Raw genomic sequence first — 14,359 nt, forward strand, 5'->3', positions numbered from 1 at the left:
GGTGCTCAAGGGGAATGAAAATGCAGATTTCGAAATGGATCCTATCGGCGGCGGCCGCCGCCATGCTGACGCTTGGCGCCGGCGCCCTGTCGGCGCATGCGGCGGAGAAAATCAAGATCGGCACCGAGGGCGCCTACCCGCCGTTCAACACCATCACGCCCGACGGCAAGGTCGAGGGCTTCGACATCGACATCGCCAACGCCCTTTGCGCGCAGATGAAGGTCGAATGCGAGATCGTCACCCAGGACTGGGACGGCATCATCCCGGCGCTGCAGGCCAAGAAATTCGACGCCATCATCGCTTCGATGAGCATCACCGAGGAGCGCAAGAAGCAGGTCGCGTTCACCCACAAATACTATACGACGCCGCTCTCGCTCGTCGCCCTGAAGGACAGCGACATCGCCTCGACCGAACCGGCGGCGCTCGCCGGCAAAACGGTCGGCGCCCAGGCGGCGACCACGCAGGCCAACTACGCCCAGGACGTCTATGGCAAGGCCGGCGCCGAAGCGAAGCTCTATCCGACCCAGGAAGAGGCAATCACCGATCTCCAGAACGGCCGCCTCGATGCCGTCCTTTCCGACAAGTTCGTGCTGATGGACTGGATGAAGAAGGCGAGCGACGGTTGCTGCAAGATGGTCGGCGACGTCAAGGGCACCGAGACCGAAGCCGGCATTGCCGTGCGTCTTGAGGATACGGCGCTACGCGACAAGCTCAACGCAGCCATCGACGCCATCGTCGCCGACGGCACCTACAAGAAGATCCAGGACAAGTATTTCGACTTCGATATTTATTGAGATGGAAGCCGCCGATCTCCTCCCACCAGGGAGGAGATCACGCTCATCTCACAGCGCCTTCACCGCCACCTTCACCGGCTTTTCGATTTCGAGCGGGTTGCGCAGCGGCAGGCCGAAATCCGCAGCTTCGATCTCGAACACGTCGCCGGCTTCGGTCTTGATGCCGTCGGCGAAGGACAGGGTCGCGGTGCCGAACATGTGCACATGCACGTCGCCCGGCTGGCGGAAAGCCGAATATTTGAAATGGTGGTGTTCGAGATTGGCGATGGTGTGCGACATGTTCGCTTCGCCCGACAGGAACGGCTTTTCCCACATCAACTTGCTGTCGCGCCAGATGCGTGAGGAGCCTCTGATGTCGGCGGGCAGGTCGCCGACCAGGATCTCCGGTCCGAAGGAGGCGTTGCGCAGCTTGGAATGGGCGAGGAAGAGATAGTTCACGCGTTCGGTCACATGGTCGGAAAATTCGTTCGACAGAGTGAAGCCGACCCGGAACGGCGCGCCGTCGTCGCCGATGACATAGATGCCGGCAACCTCGGGCTCCTCGCCGGCGTCCTTGGCGAAGGCCGGTGACAGGAGCGCGGCACCCGGCGCCACGGCCATCGTGCCATTGCCCTTGTAGAACCATTCCGGCTGCACCCCGATCTGGCCTTTCGCGGGTTTGCCGCCTTCCAGCCCCATGCGGAACATCTTCATGGAATCGGTGAGCTGCTCCTCGCCGTCGGTGCTGAGCTTCTTGTGCATGGAATCGCGCGTCGCCGCCGAGCCGAGATGCGTCAGCCCCGTGCCGGTCAGATGCAGATGCGCCGGATCGGGATGATTGATCGGCGACAGCAGCCGCCCCTTCTTGTAGGCGGCGTCGAGATCGACGGCCTCGCCCAGCCCCTTGCGTTCGATCAGCGCGGCAAGGCCGACGCCGGTACGAGCGGCTTCCATCGCCAGCGAATAGACGCTGCGCGCGCCGTTGATGATCCGGGTCTTGCCGCCCGTGCGGGCAACGACACGGATGGTCTCGGCGTCGTCGAGAATCTGCGAGATCAGCATGATCAGTCCTCTCTCATATCTTGGCATGGCTGCCTTCTGGCAAACCTTGACCTGCGCGGCTCGGACTGGCCGTGCCACGGGTTGAACTCTTCGTCCGGATTGCGCTCGCGAGCCCGGTCCCTGAAGGACTTCTTCAAGCCGGCGAATTGCCGGCAATGCCGCGACCGTATGCCTCCTGCTTGCCTCGCCTGAAGCCTGTTCAGGCCTTGTTCTTGTTGTAGACGTCGAAGATAACGGCGCCGAGCAGCACCAGGCCCTTGACCACTTGCTGCCAGTCGACATTGACGCCCATGATCGACATGCCGTTGTTCATCACGCCCATGATGAAGCCGCCGACCACCGCGCCGATGACCTGACCGACGCCGCCCATCGCCGAGGCGCCGCCGATGAACACCGCGGCGATGACGTCGAGCTCGCTGCCGAGGCCTGCCGCCGGCACGGCCTGGCCAAGGCGCGCCGCGATGATCAGGCCGCCAAGCGCCGACAGCACGCCCATATTGACGAACACGTAGAGCGTCAGGCGCTCGGTCTTGATGCCCGACAGCTGCGCGGCCTTGGCATTGCCGCCCATCGCATAGATGCGCCGGCCGATCGTCATGCGCTTGGTGACGAAGACGAACAGCGAGATCAGCAGGCCCATGACGAGCAGCACCACCGGCAGGCCGCGGTAGCTGGCGAACTGGTAGACCAGGAACAGCGCCAGCGCGCTGCCGACCAGTGTCTTGATGACGAACAGGGTAAAGGGCTCGGCCTCATAGCCGTGGCGTTCGCGTTTGCGTCGCGTCCGCAGCCCGAAATAGGCATAGGCCAGCACGGCGACCAGGCCCAGCACGATCGTCGTCATGTGCAGCGTCAGGCCGCTGCCCATAATCGTCTTGCCGGCTGCATTCACCGTTGGCGGGATCAGCGTCAGCGGTCCGATGACATCTGGAATGAAACCGGAGCTGAGCGCCTTGAACTCGGGCGGCAGCGGTCCGACCGAAGATCCGCCGCCGAGCAGCGCCTGGCAGATGCCGCGGAAGATCAGCATGCCGGCCAGCGTCACGATGAAGCTCGGTATTCGATGGTAGGCGATCCAGTAGCCTTGCGCCGCGCCGATCAGGCCGCCCACGATCAGGCAGACGATGGAAACCACCAGCGGGTTGCTGAATATGCCGAGAGGCCAGATCACCATCATCATCGCCGCCAGCGCGCCGATGAAGCCCGCCACGGACCCCACGCTGAGGTCGATATGGCCCGACACGATGACCAGCAGCATGCCGAGCGCCATCACGATGATGAAGGAGTTCTGCTGCACCAGATTGCTCAGGTTCACCGGCTTGAACAGCGTTCCCGAAGTGGTGAACTGGAAGAACACCATGATGGCGATCAGCGCCAGGATCAGGCCGTATTCGCGCAGGTTCGTCGCCAGCGCCGATACGGCGATGCGTGGACGCTGCCCGACATCTTCGGCGACGTTGCTCTGCGGGGCGGGGGCGCTTTCCGTGCTCATGCTGCTTTTCCTTCTCCCCGAACGATGGCGCGCATTATTCTTTCTTGGCTTGCGTCCGCCGCGGGCATTTCGCCGACGATGCGGCCTTCGTTCATGACATAGATGCGGTCGGTGATGCCGAGCAGTTCTGGCATTTCCGACGAGATGACCACGATCGCCTTACCTTCGGCCGCAAGGCGCGCGATGATCGTATAGATTTCATATTTGGCGCCGACATCGATGCCGCGCGTCGGCTCGTCAAGAATCAGCACTTCCGGGTCGGCGAACAGCCATTTCGACAGCACCACCTTCTGCTGGTTGCCGCCGGAAAGATTGCCGGTCATCTGATAGACGCTGGAAGCGCGGATGTTGGTCTGCTTGCGATAGTCGTTGGCGACGGCAAGCTCGCGCAAATCGTCGATCACGCTGTGGCGCGACACGCCGCCGAGATTGGCCAGCGTAATGTTGTGCTTGATGTGGTCGATGAGATTGAGGCCGTAAGTCTTGCGATCCTCGGTCACATAGGCAATGCCGTGTTCGACCGCCCTGCTCACCGAGGAGACGTCGATCGGCTTGCCCTTGAGCAGCACCTCGCCGGTGATGCGGCGCCCATAGGAGCGGCCGAACAGGCTCATGGCGAATTCGGTTCGCCCGGCGCCCATCAGCCCGGCAATGCCGACCACCTCGCCCTTGCGCACATTGATGTCGATGCCCTTGATCACCTGCCGCTCGGCATGGAGCGGGTGAAAGACCGACCAGTTCTTCACTTCGAACACGACCTCGCCGATAGCAGGCTCGCGCGGCGGATAGCGGTCGTCGAGCGAACGGCCGACCATCGAGGTGATGATGCGGTCTTCCGAGATGTCCTTCCTGGACAGCGTCTCGATGGTTCGCCCGTCGCGGATGACGGTCACCTTGTCGGCGACCCGGTTTACCTCGTTGAGCTTGTGCGAGATCAGGATCGAGGTCATGCCTTGTCGCTTGAATTCGAGCAGAAGGTCGAGCAGCGCCTGGCTGTCCTTCTCGCTGAGCGACGCCGTCGGCTCGTCGAGGATCAGGAGCTTGACCTCCTTGCTCAGCGCCTTGGCGATCTCGACCAGCTGCTGCTTGCCGACCCCGATATTGGTGATCAGCGTCTTGGGGTCCTCCTTGAGGCCCACCTTCTTCAGCAGGGCGCTGGTGCGCGCCTCGTTGGCATTCCAGTCGATGACGCCGTATCGGGCGTGTTCGTTGCCGAGGAAGATGTTTTCGGCGATCGACAGCATCGGCACCAGCGCAAGCTCCTGGTGGATGATGACGATGCCCTTGCGCTCGCTATCATGAATGCCTTTGAATTGGCATTCCTGGCCCTGAAAGATGATCTGGCCGTCATAGGTGCCGGAGGGATAGACGCCGGACAGCACCTTCATCAGCGTCGATTTGCCGGCGCCGTTCTCGCCGACCACGGCATGGATCTCGCCTTCCTCGACCCGAAGGTTCACGTTCGACAGCGCCTTGACGCCGGGAAACGTCTTGGTGATGTCCTGCATCTCCAAAATCGTCGAGGCCATGGTAAAAGTGCTCCTGCGAGACCCGCAACAATACCGGGGTCGCTGGTGAACGAAAAGGGGCCCTGCGTTGCGCAGGACCCCTGGCTATAAAACCGAATTTACTTCAGTTCGTCGGCCTTGATGTAGCCGGAGTCGACGACCAGAGCCTGGTAGTTCGACTTGTCGACCTCATGCGGCGTCAGCAGGATCGAGGGAACGACCTTGACGTCGTTGTTGTAGGTCTTGGTGTCGAGGCCTTCCGGCTTGCCGCCCGAGAGCACCTTGTCGACGAGCTCGACGGTGGCCTTGGCCAGTTCGCGGGTGTCCTTGAACACGGTCGAGTACTGCTCGCCCGAGATGATCAGCTTCACCGAGGCGGTCTCGGCGTCCTGGCCGGTCACGATCGGCCACGGCTGGGCTTCCGTGCCGTAACCGACGGCGCGCAGCGACGCGGTGATGCCGCGCGACAGGCCGTCATAGGGCGACAGAACGCCATCGACGCGGCTGCCGTCCGAGTAGTTGGCCGACAGCAGATTGTCCATGCGGGCCTGGGCGGTGGCGGCGAGCCAGCGCAGCGTGCCGACCTTGTCCATGCCGGTCTGGCCGGACTTGATCTTGATCGAACCGTCGTCGATCAGCGGCTGGAGCACGGAAATCGCGCCGTTGTAGAAGAAAAAGGCGTTGTTGTCGTCGGGTGAGCCGCCGAACAGCTCGACGTTCCACGGCTTGGTATTCGGGAAGCGCTCCTTGAGGCCCTTCACCAGCGAATTCGCCTGGATCACGCCGACGCCGAAATTGTCGAACGTGGTGTAGTAGTCGACATTGGGCGTCTTCTTGATCAGGCGGTCATAGGCGACGACGACGACGCCGGCGTCAGCGGCCTTCTGCAGCGCATCCGACAGGGTGGTGCCGTCGATCGAGGCGATGATCAGCGCCTTCGGACCCTTGGTGATTTCGTTTTCCAGCTGGCTGAGCTGGTTGGGGATGTCGTCCTGCGCATATTGCAGGTCGACCGTATAACCCAAAGCCTCGAGCTGGGACTTGACGGCGTCGCCGTCGTTGATCCAGCGCTGCGAGGTCTTGGTGGGCATCAGCACGCCGACGAGACCCTTGTCGGCGGCGTGCGCCGAATAGGTCATGGCAGCGATGCCAAGGGCCGCGACGGCGGCCAGCGTCTTGATGATCTTCACAATTACTCTCCCTGGTTGATGGACGCGACACCTCGGGGCTTCGCGGGCCGCGCAGGCGAGCAGGAGCGCAAGCGCCGCTGTCGTCTATCGATCTCCGGTATCCTCCCAATCGGCCCTGGGACTGATTTCAACCGACACGATTTTCCTCGTCATCGACTGGCACGCCCCAGGACGCGCGAAGGGTGTGTCCCTTTGCCATAACTGTCAAATGCGATCTTTGATGATTGCTATACCGAAACTGGTATACGTTGATGCTGAACTCAAGGGGCATTGGGAGCGAAGGGAAATCCATGGCAACGTTGCGCAATCCTGGTGGGATTTCAGAAGGTTACGAGGTGCTCCCCGGTGACGGCGAGACCCTGCTGCGCAGCGGCCTCAGCCTGCGCCATATGCGCATGATCGTAGCACTGGACGATCACGGCCGGGTCAGCTCCGCCGCCCAGGTCATGAATATCTCACAGCCGGCGGCCTCGCGCATGATCGCCGAGATGGAAGCCGTGCTGGACGTCACGCTCTGCGAAAGGCTGCCGCGCGGCGTCACCTTGACGCCCTATGGCAAGGCGTTGGCCAGGCGCGCGCGCTCCATCCTGCTGGAGATGCGCGAGGTCGATCGCGAGATCTCCGAACTCAAGGCGGGCAAGGGCGGCTCGGTGTTCCTTGGTGCGGTGACGGCGCCCGCGATCGAGCTCGCGGTGCCGGCGATCCGGGAGATCCGCCGCATCTACCCGCGCATCGAGATCACCATGCAGGTCGAGACCTCCAACGTGCTGGCGCGCGAGCTGATAGCATCGCGCCATGACTTCATCATCGCGCGCATCCCCGACGATCTCAACCCGCGGCTGTTCGAGTCCCGTGTCATCGGCGTCGAGAAAGCCTGCCTGATCGTGCGCCGGGGCCATCCGCTGACCGAGGGCAAGGCGGTGCGGTTGGAGGAAACCGCGGCCTATGACTGGGTTTTCCAGTCCGGCGGCTCGCCGCTGCGCCAGGCCATGGAGAGCAATTTCCTGAACCGCAACATCGCGCTGCCGGACCGCATCCTCAACACCAGCTCGCTGCTCCTGACCCTGGTCATGGTCGCGCACTCCGATGCCATCGCGCCTGTCTCGGTCCAGGTGGCGAAATTCATCCAGAATCCCGAGGGGCTGGCCGGCGCCATCGATGTCGTCCAGACCGAATTCGACATCGAGGTCCGGCCTTACAGCCTGATCACGGTGAAGAACCGCGCGCTGTCGCCGGCGGCGAAGATGCTGCATGACTTCATCCTGCGCGAAGTCGGGTGACCGGAACAAAAACCAGGTAAGTGCGTTCAAAGGCCAGTCGGCGTTCGCGCTGGGGGTCGTTTTGAGCTGGGGAACGATACGCCGATGGCAAACAACTCGGGAGATTTGATGGAACGTCGGTTGTTTCTTACTGGAATGCTTGGCGTCGCGGGGGCAGTTGCTTTTGCAGGCCTGGCCAGGCCCGGCAGAGCAGTTGCCGGGGTCCCGAACGGCAACGGAATCCTTGACGAGCTCGACAAGGACGACCTCGACAGGGCGGATGCGGCCGTCTTCGAAGGAGACGATCAAGCCGAGGTGGAGCAGATCTCGCATCGCCGGTGGCATCGTCCCTATGGACGCCGTAGGCGTCGCCGCGTCTGGCGCAGGGTCTGCCGTAGCTATTGGCGCCGCGGCCGCCGTCGTGTCCGCTGCTGGCGCAGGCGCGTCTGGGTCTGGCTCTGAAGCCATGCCGGGAAAACGGCTTGAGCGGTTTTCCCGGAATTGCGCACGAAACCGATAGTTGAAGCGGCTTGGGCCGGGCGTAGCCCTTGCGTTGCAAGCTGGAGCGGGTAGCGGGAATCGAACCCGCGCGTTCAGCTTGGGAAGCTGACAGGCTACCATTACATCATACCCGCGCAGCAGCCTCGTTACCATGAGGGCTGGCCATCGGGCAATCGCAAAGCGGCTCGCTTTCCACACGCTACCTTCCAGCGGTCAGCGTGCCGCACGCCGGTTCTGTCTGCTATTTCACTTTCGCGATCTCGGTGCCGGCGGCAAAGCTCGGCCAGTATTTCGAGATGGCGAGTGCTGCGCCCGCGGAAGAGAAGTGACCATAATCGAAATAGAGAAATTGCTTGTTGCCGGCATCGGCATACGAGCAGCCGGCGGCGTCGCACAGATATGTCAGCGGGTCTATGAAGTCAGCGCCTTTGACGAAAGGCAGCACCCGCTTGTTGATGTCCGGATCCATGGCCATCGGCCAGGACATGTTCGCGGCATCTCCTCGTCTTGCGAAGAAGGCGATTTTCTGGACGTCGGCGATGAATTCGGGAGACTGGCCGATGACGTAGACCTTGACGCCCATCTGGCGAAGCCGGTCGATCGTCTTCTGGAGACCGCCGAAGCCCCTGACCTCGTAGTCGGTCCATCGGCCGCTCAGGACCACCGCCTGAATATTGGCTTCGCGGATGATCGACAGGGCCCGTTCGTTGAAGTCGGTACAGGCAGGCCGGGCATAGGAAAAATAGGTCAGGTCCGGGGGGCAGCCGGCATAGGTGTATTGGATGACGTTGGCCTGGATTTTCTGGGCATTGGCTTCAAGTCCCGAGACATAGTGGGCGGCGAAGGAATCGCCCCATAACAGCACATTGGTGGCAAAGCCGCTTGTTCGGGTGCAGGCGGCAAGGTTCCAGTCCTCGACCCGGTTCGAGCCTTCGTTGAAGCAGATGCCGTTGCGCCAGTCGCCAACCTGGATCCGTTCCGTTGAAAAGTCCGGGAAGCGTTGCGGAAAACCGTTGCCGAGCGCCCCGGCCATGCCGCCGGCACAGAGCAGGACGATAGCCGTCGCGGAAAAGGCGAAGATGGGCAGCGGCGCGGTGTAGGCCCGTTTCCGCCGAAACGGCTGCTCGACATATTTCCACGAGAACGTCGCCAGGGCGAAGCTCGCCACGGTCATGGCGATGATCGTCGGCACGCCGAGGGCTTTCAGCGAAACGTAATGGACGAAGGAATTGATCGGCCAGTGAACGAGGTAGAGCGAATAGGAAATGAGGCCGATCCAGACCAGCGGGGCGAACTGCAACACCCGCGTGGCGATGGTTGCCGGCCCCTGTTCGCCCGCCCTGTCGTGGCCGGCATAGATGAGCAGGGTGGTGCCGATGCAGGGGAACAAGGCATTGTAGCCCGGAAACGGGTCGCTCTCCGAAATCGTGACGAAGCCGAAGGCGATCATGGCGAAGCCGGCGAGGCCGATCAGTTCCATCGCCGGCCGGCTGGCAAGTGCCGGCGGCTTTCTCAGCATCAGCATGGCCCCCAGCGCCAGTTCCCAGATGCGCGTCGGCAACAGGTAGAAACCCGCCGTGGGCGCCATCGAGGTCGCCATGACCGCCAGGGCAAAACTGCCGATCGCGATCGGCAGCAATATCGTCAGCCAGCGTTTCGAGGCATAGCGATAGATCAGGTACACCAGTATCGGCGCGAAGATGTAATATTGTTCTTCGACCGAGAGCGACCATGTGTGCAGCAGCGGCCGCAGCTCGGCGTCGATCGAGAAATAGTTCGTCGTCTTCCAGAAATAGATGTTCGACCAGAAGGTCGAGGCCGCGATGACGCTGAGGCTGAATTCGTGCAGGTCCGACGGCAAAAGGATGAACCAGGCGGCAATGCTTGCAAGCACGATGACGAAGGCCAGCGCCGGCAGGATGCGCCGCGCGCGGCGCCAATAGAAGCGGCCGATCGAGAACTGGCCGCGTTCGAGATCGTCGAGCAGGCTGCCGCTGATCAGATAGCCCGATATGACGAAGAAGATGTCGACGCCGGTGAAGCCGCCTGGGATGGCGGACAAGCCGAAATGGAAGAGGACGACAGGCAGCACCGCTATGGCCCGCAGGCCGTCGATGTCGCGCCTGTAATTCATGCGACCGGTTCGCGCGCCGTGGCCTGCGGCAGTCGCGGCGCACCCGATACACCGGCCCATGCTGCGGCGTTACGGCGATGCGAGAAAACCTTGGTTCTCGGTCCCACTTGTTCGTCCTCTCCGGTGCAATTTGCTGCACCGCAACATCGGTGTCAAGGCGAATGCTGGAGGGCCGAAGCCTGTTTGGGCCGGCGTCGCAGATCAGGCGCCGGGCAGGTAGATCACGGCGTAGTCGTCCGCATAGGCCCGCTTCCAGCCCAGTTCCTCGAAGAAGGGAATGCGGGTGTCGCCGGCCGCCAGCAGCGCCCAGCCTATGGCGTATTTCTTCAGCCGGGCTTCGAGCAGCGGTTTGCCGTCACTGTGTCCGGTCGCGTCGTCGGTTTTCGTGAACCCGTCCAGGAACAGCTGGTCCGTCCTGCCGTCGATGTAGGTCTTGATCCCGTGGAAGATCAGCGTGCCGCCGAAATTGTAGGAATTCAGCACGTTGCCGGACAGGTGCTGATCCCTTGCGAAGGCGAGCGCTCCGCTGGCGGACGTCTTCGGGCTCGGCGCGATCTGTTGGACACTGCCGAGGACCGAGACCGCGCCGATCAGCAGGACGGCCACCGCGCCCGAGATCGCGTAGTAATGCCTGGCGAAGAATTTTTCCAATCCGTCGCGCTTTTGCGCCAGCCAGGTGGCGGCTGAAAGTGCGGGATATTGCTGTGCGACCTCAACCATGATCACCAACGGAACCAGCAGGAAGAACAGGTACATGAACCGCTGATGGCTGAGAAAGGCATGCAAGGTGAAGACGATGAACAGCGCCTTGGCCCAGCCGATCCGCAGCCGTGACACCAACAGCCCGAAAAGCGCCAGCAGCATCACAGCTTCCTTGATGAGCTCTTCCTGAGCGTTGAAGGGCCGCCACTCCAGGATAAGCGGCACCGCCTCGTTGCCATAGGCGACGGTAAGCGTCGCCAGGATGGCCTTGACGCCATAGGGATGGACCAGGCTGACCACTGGGCAAAGCAGGCCGAACGCGATCCATTTCGCCAGGAGAACCGGTTTCGACAGGCCTGTTCGCGACAGGAGATACAGACCGGCAAAGCCGGCGATGACGAAGCTCAAGGTGAATGTGGCATGCAGGTTCGCCCACAACACGACGAGCGCGAGCAGCCACGGGGATGGCGCTCTTTCGTCCTGCGCCGCGCGAAACAGAATCGCCGTCCAAATGACGATGATCGGCAAAGTGAAGACGTGGGGGCGCGCCGTATAGATCGGGGCGACGAGGAAAGCCGTGACGAAAGCCAGCACTACCGCTAACACCGGCTTCAGCCATGCGCTGAGGAACCATCCCATCAGGAAGACTGTCAGGCCGATCGTGGCGATGATCAGCGTGACGACGCCATTCCAGCCTCCGGCGCCATAGGCGAGGGCCAGAAGCACCTGCCCCAGCCATTCCTTGGCGATCCAGGGCTGGCCGTCGAAGGTATAGGAATAGGGGTCGACGGTCGGAAATGTCCGGTTCGCCAGGAAATCCAGCCCGACCTTCACCTGCCACCAGCTGTCAGGATCCAGAAGGAGGGAGTTGGCATGCCTCATCAGCACGTAGGCAACGGTGCAGGCGCAGAAAAGACAGAACAATAGTCTGCTGCGCTGTGCGTCTTCGAGCGACGGCGTAGCCATCGCGATTGCCGTGGCCTGATTCATGTCGCGGCTCCCGACCATTTCGCGTTCGTTCCGGTCGAGAGGTCCCGTTGCGGCCGGTCGATCGTCGCCTTAGCCACGCGCGGCTCTCTTCACCATTTCCTGGAGGCGGTGGACAGGCAGGTCCTGGTTTTCGACGGCCACATCGCTTCGCGAAACGATCTCGTTGACGAAATAGAGCGGCCGCCGCTTCGTCTCCATGTACATCCGGCCGAGATATTCGCCGAATATGCCAAGCACCAGAAGCTGAACACTACCCAGGATCAGCATGATCGCGGCAAGGCTGGTCCAGCCCGGCAGCACGTTTCCCAGCGACCATTCGAGCAGCGTATAGCCGAGCACGACCATCCCCAGCACGCCGGAAAGCATTCCCAGAAGCGAGGCAAACCGCAACGGCGCGATGGAAAAGCTGGTCATCGCGTCGACAGCCAGGAGAACCATCTTCTTCAGCGGATAATGGGTGGCGCCGGCGAAACGCCGTTGCCGCTCATAGGAGAAGGCGGCCTGTCTCAGCCCGATCCAGCTCACCATGCCGCGAATGAACCTGTAGCGCTCCGGCATGGCGTTCAGATGGTCGAGGGCGCGGCGGCTCATCAGCCTGAAATCACCCGTGTCCGGCGCGATCTCGACGTCGACCATCCGGCGCAGCAGCCGGTAGAACATCGACGCGGAAGCCAGCTTGAACCAGCCTTCGCCATCACGCTTGACCCTTTGACCGTAGACGACGTCGAAGCCTTCATCCATCTTCGCCATCATCGCGCCGAGCAGTTCGGGCGGATCCTGGAGGTCGGCATCGAGAATGAGGATGCGCTGGCCCCGGCAGAACTCCAGCCCCGCGCTCAGCGCGATCTGGTGGCCATAGTTGCGGGCAAGGTCGATGGCGACGACATGGTCGTCCGTTTGCGCCAGTTCGAAAACGGCGTCGCGGGTGCCGTCGGTCGCCCCGTCGATGACGAGCACGATCTCGTAGGAAGGGTTTTGCGCCAGGCAAGCGGCGGTGACGCGTCGGTGAAGCTCAGCCACGCCGTCCCGCTCGTTATAGCACGGCACGACAACCGAAAGCATGACCGCGCGGCGCGCGCCGATTTTTTCCGCTTCCATCAAAGCCTGGCTCCCGCTCCAGGAAGGGCAATAGCGGCAATTGGTTAGAAAACAGATAAACCGGCCGCGATCTGCCGCCGCCGGCCGCTCGCCTGCCATGCGCCCGTGGTCGCCGGCTTGGTGCCAGGGCACGATCCGCGTTAACGAGTTCCTTCGGAGCCTTCGACGGCGCGCTGTTGACGGAGCATTGAACGGAAAAACCCGCCGGTGCGGCGGGTCCCTTGGCGCAACTCAGCACCATAACGGAATATCTACCATAGTTGCCTTCACCCGGTCAAGGAAAAATTTCCTAATAGAAAACCGCCGGCACAGCCGGACTGGCCGTCACAGGCTTTGTCGGCCAGGGTTCGGCGCCTTGGCCCGCCCGGCTTGAAGCGAGGCGGCCAAGTGCGTATTTCTCATCCTGTCGCCGAATCGGGCGATCAGAGCCGGAGACAGGTCTTGTCCGCATTGACGCGCTTTCTCGGCGACACCCCGCTCAGGGTACTCCTGAAGTTGCTGGTGGTGTCGTTCCTCGTCGGCCTCGTCATGACCGCCTTCGGCTGGTCGCCGATGGACGTGCTCTACGGCATCCGCAAATTCTTCCTGGATCTCTGGAATCTGGGCTTTCATGCCATCGACCGCTTCCTGGGTTACATTCTGCTGGGTGCGGCGATCGTGGTTCCGGCGTTCATCCTGCTCAGAATCGCCAACTACAGGAAATAGCGGTCAGGCGTAGTCCGCCGCCGCCTCGAACAGAATGGCATGGCGCGCCGCGAGCGCGGCTACGTCGGTCGAATAGCCGCCGCCGATGACGCCGCATAGCGCGATGCCGCGCGAGCGGAAGTGACCGATCACCATGGCGTCGCGGGCACGAAGCCCGTCGTTTGAAAGCGCCAGCCTGCCGAGCCGGTCTTCGGCATGGACGTCGACACCGGCATTGTAGAAAACGATGTCCCAGCGCGCATGGGCGGACAGCTCCGGCAAGATGGCGGCCAGCCTTTCGAGATAGGCGGCATCGCCCGTGCCGTCGGGCAGTGCGACATCGAGGTCGGAGGCGATCTTGCGCGCGGGGTAGTTGCGCTCGCCATGCATGGAGAAGGTGAACACGCGCGGATCGGCGGCCAGGATGTCCGCCGTGCCGTCGCCCTGATGCACATCCAGGTCGACCACCAGTATGTTCCGGGCCGCGCCTTCGGCGAGCAGCACCAGCGAAGCCACGGCGACGTCGTTGAAGGTGCAGAAGCCCGCGCCTTGCGCGCGGCGGGCATGATGGCTGCCGCCGGCTGTGTTGCAGGCAATGCCGCGGCGCAAGGCCAGCCGGGCCGCCAGCACGGTGCCGCCGGTGGCGAGTTGGGCGCGCAGCGAAACGCGCGGGCCGACCGGAAAGCCGATCTCGCGTTCGATCTTTTCCGGCACCGAACAGCTGATGACCTGGTCGACATAGTCAGCCGCATGGGCAAGCTTCAGCCATGGCGCCGGCGCTGCTTCCGGCATGCTGAGCGCCTCCTGCACGGCCAGTCCGCGTACGCGCAAAGCCTCCATCAGTAGCGGATATTTGCTCATCGGAAAGCGATGGTTGACGGCGAAGCCGGCGTCGTAGTCGGGGTGATGGACGATGTGGAGGGGCATGAACCGGATCCGGCGGCTCGCGCCAGACCGGGATTTCGG

The 14,359-nt window shown here is 62.6% G+C and carries 11 protein-coding genes and 1 tRNA gene; 3 read left to right on the plus strand and 9 right to left on the minus strand.

The genetic code is table 11. The features are described from left to right. The first annotated feature begins 20 nt into the window (after nucleotides 1–20). A complete protein-coding gene (locus LB566_RS15280) occupies nucleotides 21–794 on the plus strand; it encodes an ABC transporter substrate-binding protein (protein WP_224624997.1) in 774 nt (257 codons plus the stop codon). 48 nt (nucleotides 795–842) lie between these two features. Here LB566_RS15280 and araD1 read toward each other — a convergent pair whose 3' ends face one another. The 4 genes from araD1 to chvE all read right to left on the minus strand — a co-directional run bounded on the left by araD1 (nucleotide 843) and on the right by chvE (nucleotide 6,025). Further along, complete coding sequence (gene araD1 / locus LB566_RS15285) at nucleotides 843–1,835, minus strand: AraD1 family protein (protein WP_224625055.1); 993 nt, start codon at nucleotides 1,833–1,835, stop codon at nucleotides 843–845. Nucleotides 1,836–2,034: 199 nt separating this feature from the next. After that, nucleotides 2,035–3,327, minus strand: a complete 1,293-nt coding sequence (gene mmsB / locus LB566_RS15290) for a multiple monosaccharide ABC transporter permease (RefSeq protein ID WP_140550026.1) — start codon at nucleotides 3,325–3,327, stop codon at nucleotides 2,035–2,037. Beyond that, nucleotides 3,324–4,856 (minus strand): multiple monosaccharide ABC transporter ATP-binding protein, encoded by a 1,533-nt coding sequence (gene mmsA / locus LB566_RS15295; RefSeq protein WP_224624998.1) that lies wholly within the window; start codon nucleotides 4,854–4,856, stop codon nucleotides 3,324–3,326. Before mmsA ends, mmsB begins: the two co-directional genes overlap by 4 nt. A gap of 98 nt (nucleotides 4,857–4,954) precedes the next feature. Then, nucleotides 4,955–6,025: a multiple monosaccharide ABC transporter substrate-binding protein gene (gene chvE / locus LB566_RS15300; protein WP_140496611.1), complete on the minus strand. Its 1,071-nt coding sequence runs from the start codon at nucleotides 6,023–6,025 to the stop codon at nucleotides 4,955–4,957. A gap of 290 nt (nucleotides 6,026–6,315) precedes the next feature. Between chvE and LB566_RS15305 the strand changes: the two genes are divergently transcribed. Beyond that, complete coding sequence (locus LB566_RS15305) at nucleotides 6,316–7,305, plus strand: LysR family transcriptional regulator (RefSeq protein ID WP_140513261.1); 990 nt, start codon at nucleotides 6,316–6,318, stop codon at nucleotides 7,303–7,305. Between the two features lie 540 nt (nucleotides 7,306–7,845). Here LB566_RS15305 and LB566_RS15310 read toward each other — a convergent pair. The 4 genes from LB566_RS15310 to LB566_RS15325 form a co-directional block, all read right to left on the minus strand. Then, nucleotides 7,846–7,919, minus strand: a tRNA-Gly gene (locus LB566_RS15310). A gap of 107 nt (nucleotides 7,920–8,026) precedes the next feature. Further along, nucleotides 8,027–9,919 (minus strand): acyltransferase family protein, encoded by a 1,893-nt coding sequence (locus LB566_RS15315; protein WP_224624999.1) that lies wholly within the window; start codon nucleotides 9,917–9,919, stop codon nucleotides 8,027–8,029. A 201-nt stretch (nucleotides 9,920–10,120) separates the two neighbouring features. Continuing rightward, the gene (locus LB566_RS15320; protein WP_224625000.1) at nucleotides 10,121–11,611 is read right to left on the minus strand and encodes a hypothetical protein; all 1,491 of its coding nucleotides are present in this window, start codon (nucleotides 11,609–11,611) and stop codon (nucleotides 10,121–10,123) included. 69 nt (nucleotides 11,612–11,680) lie between these two features. Next, the gene (locus LB566_RS15325) at nucleotides 11,681–12,709 is read right to left on the minus strand and encodes a glycosyltransferase family 2 protein (RefSeq protein WP_224625001.1); all 1,029 of its coding nucleotides are present in this window, start codon (nucleotides 12,707–12,709) and stop codon (nucleotides 11,681–11,683) included. A gap of 441 nt (nucleotides 12,710–13,150) precedes the next feature. Here LB566_RS15325 and LB566_RS15330 point away from each other — a divergent pair, with 441 nt between their 5' ends. After that, nucleotides 13,151–13,414 carry a DUF6460 domain-containing protein gene (locus tag LB566_RS15330; RefSeq protein WP_140496599.1) on the plus strand — a complete coding sequence of 88 codons (264 nt, stop codon included), beginning with the start codon at nucleotides 13,151–13,153 and terminating at the stop codon, nucleotides 13,412–13,414. Nucleotides 13,415–13,417: 3 nt separating this feature from the next. On the opposite strand, the gene LB566_RS15335 is transcribed toward LB566_RS15330, so the two are convergent. Then, nucleotides 13,418–14,320, minus strand: coding sequence for a histone deacetylase (locus tag LB566_RS15335; RefSeq protein WP_224625002.1), 903 nt, complete (start codon nucleotides 14,318–14,320; stop codon nucleotides 13,418–13,420). Nucleotides 14,321–14,359 lie beyond the last annotated feature (39 nt).

The organism is Mesorhizobium sp. CA13 (genome assembly GCF_020165235.1).
Taxonomy (GTDB): Bacteria; Pseudomonadota; Alphaproteobacteria; order Rhizobiales; family Rhizobiaceae; genus Mesorhizobium.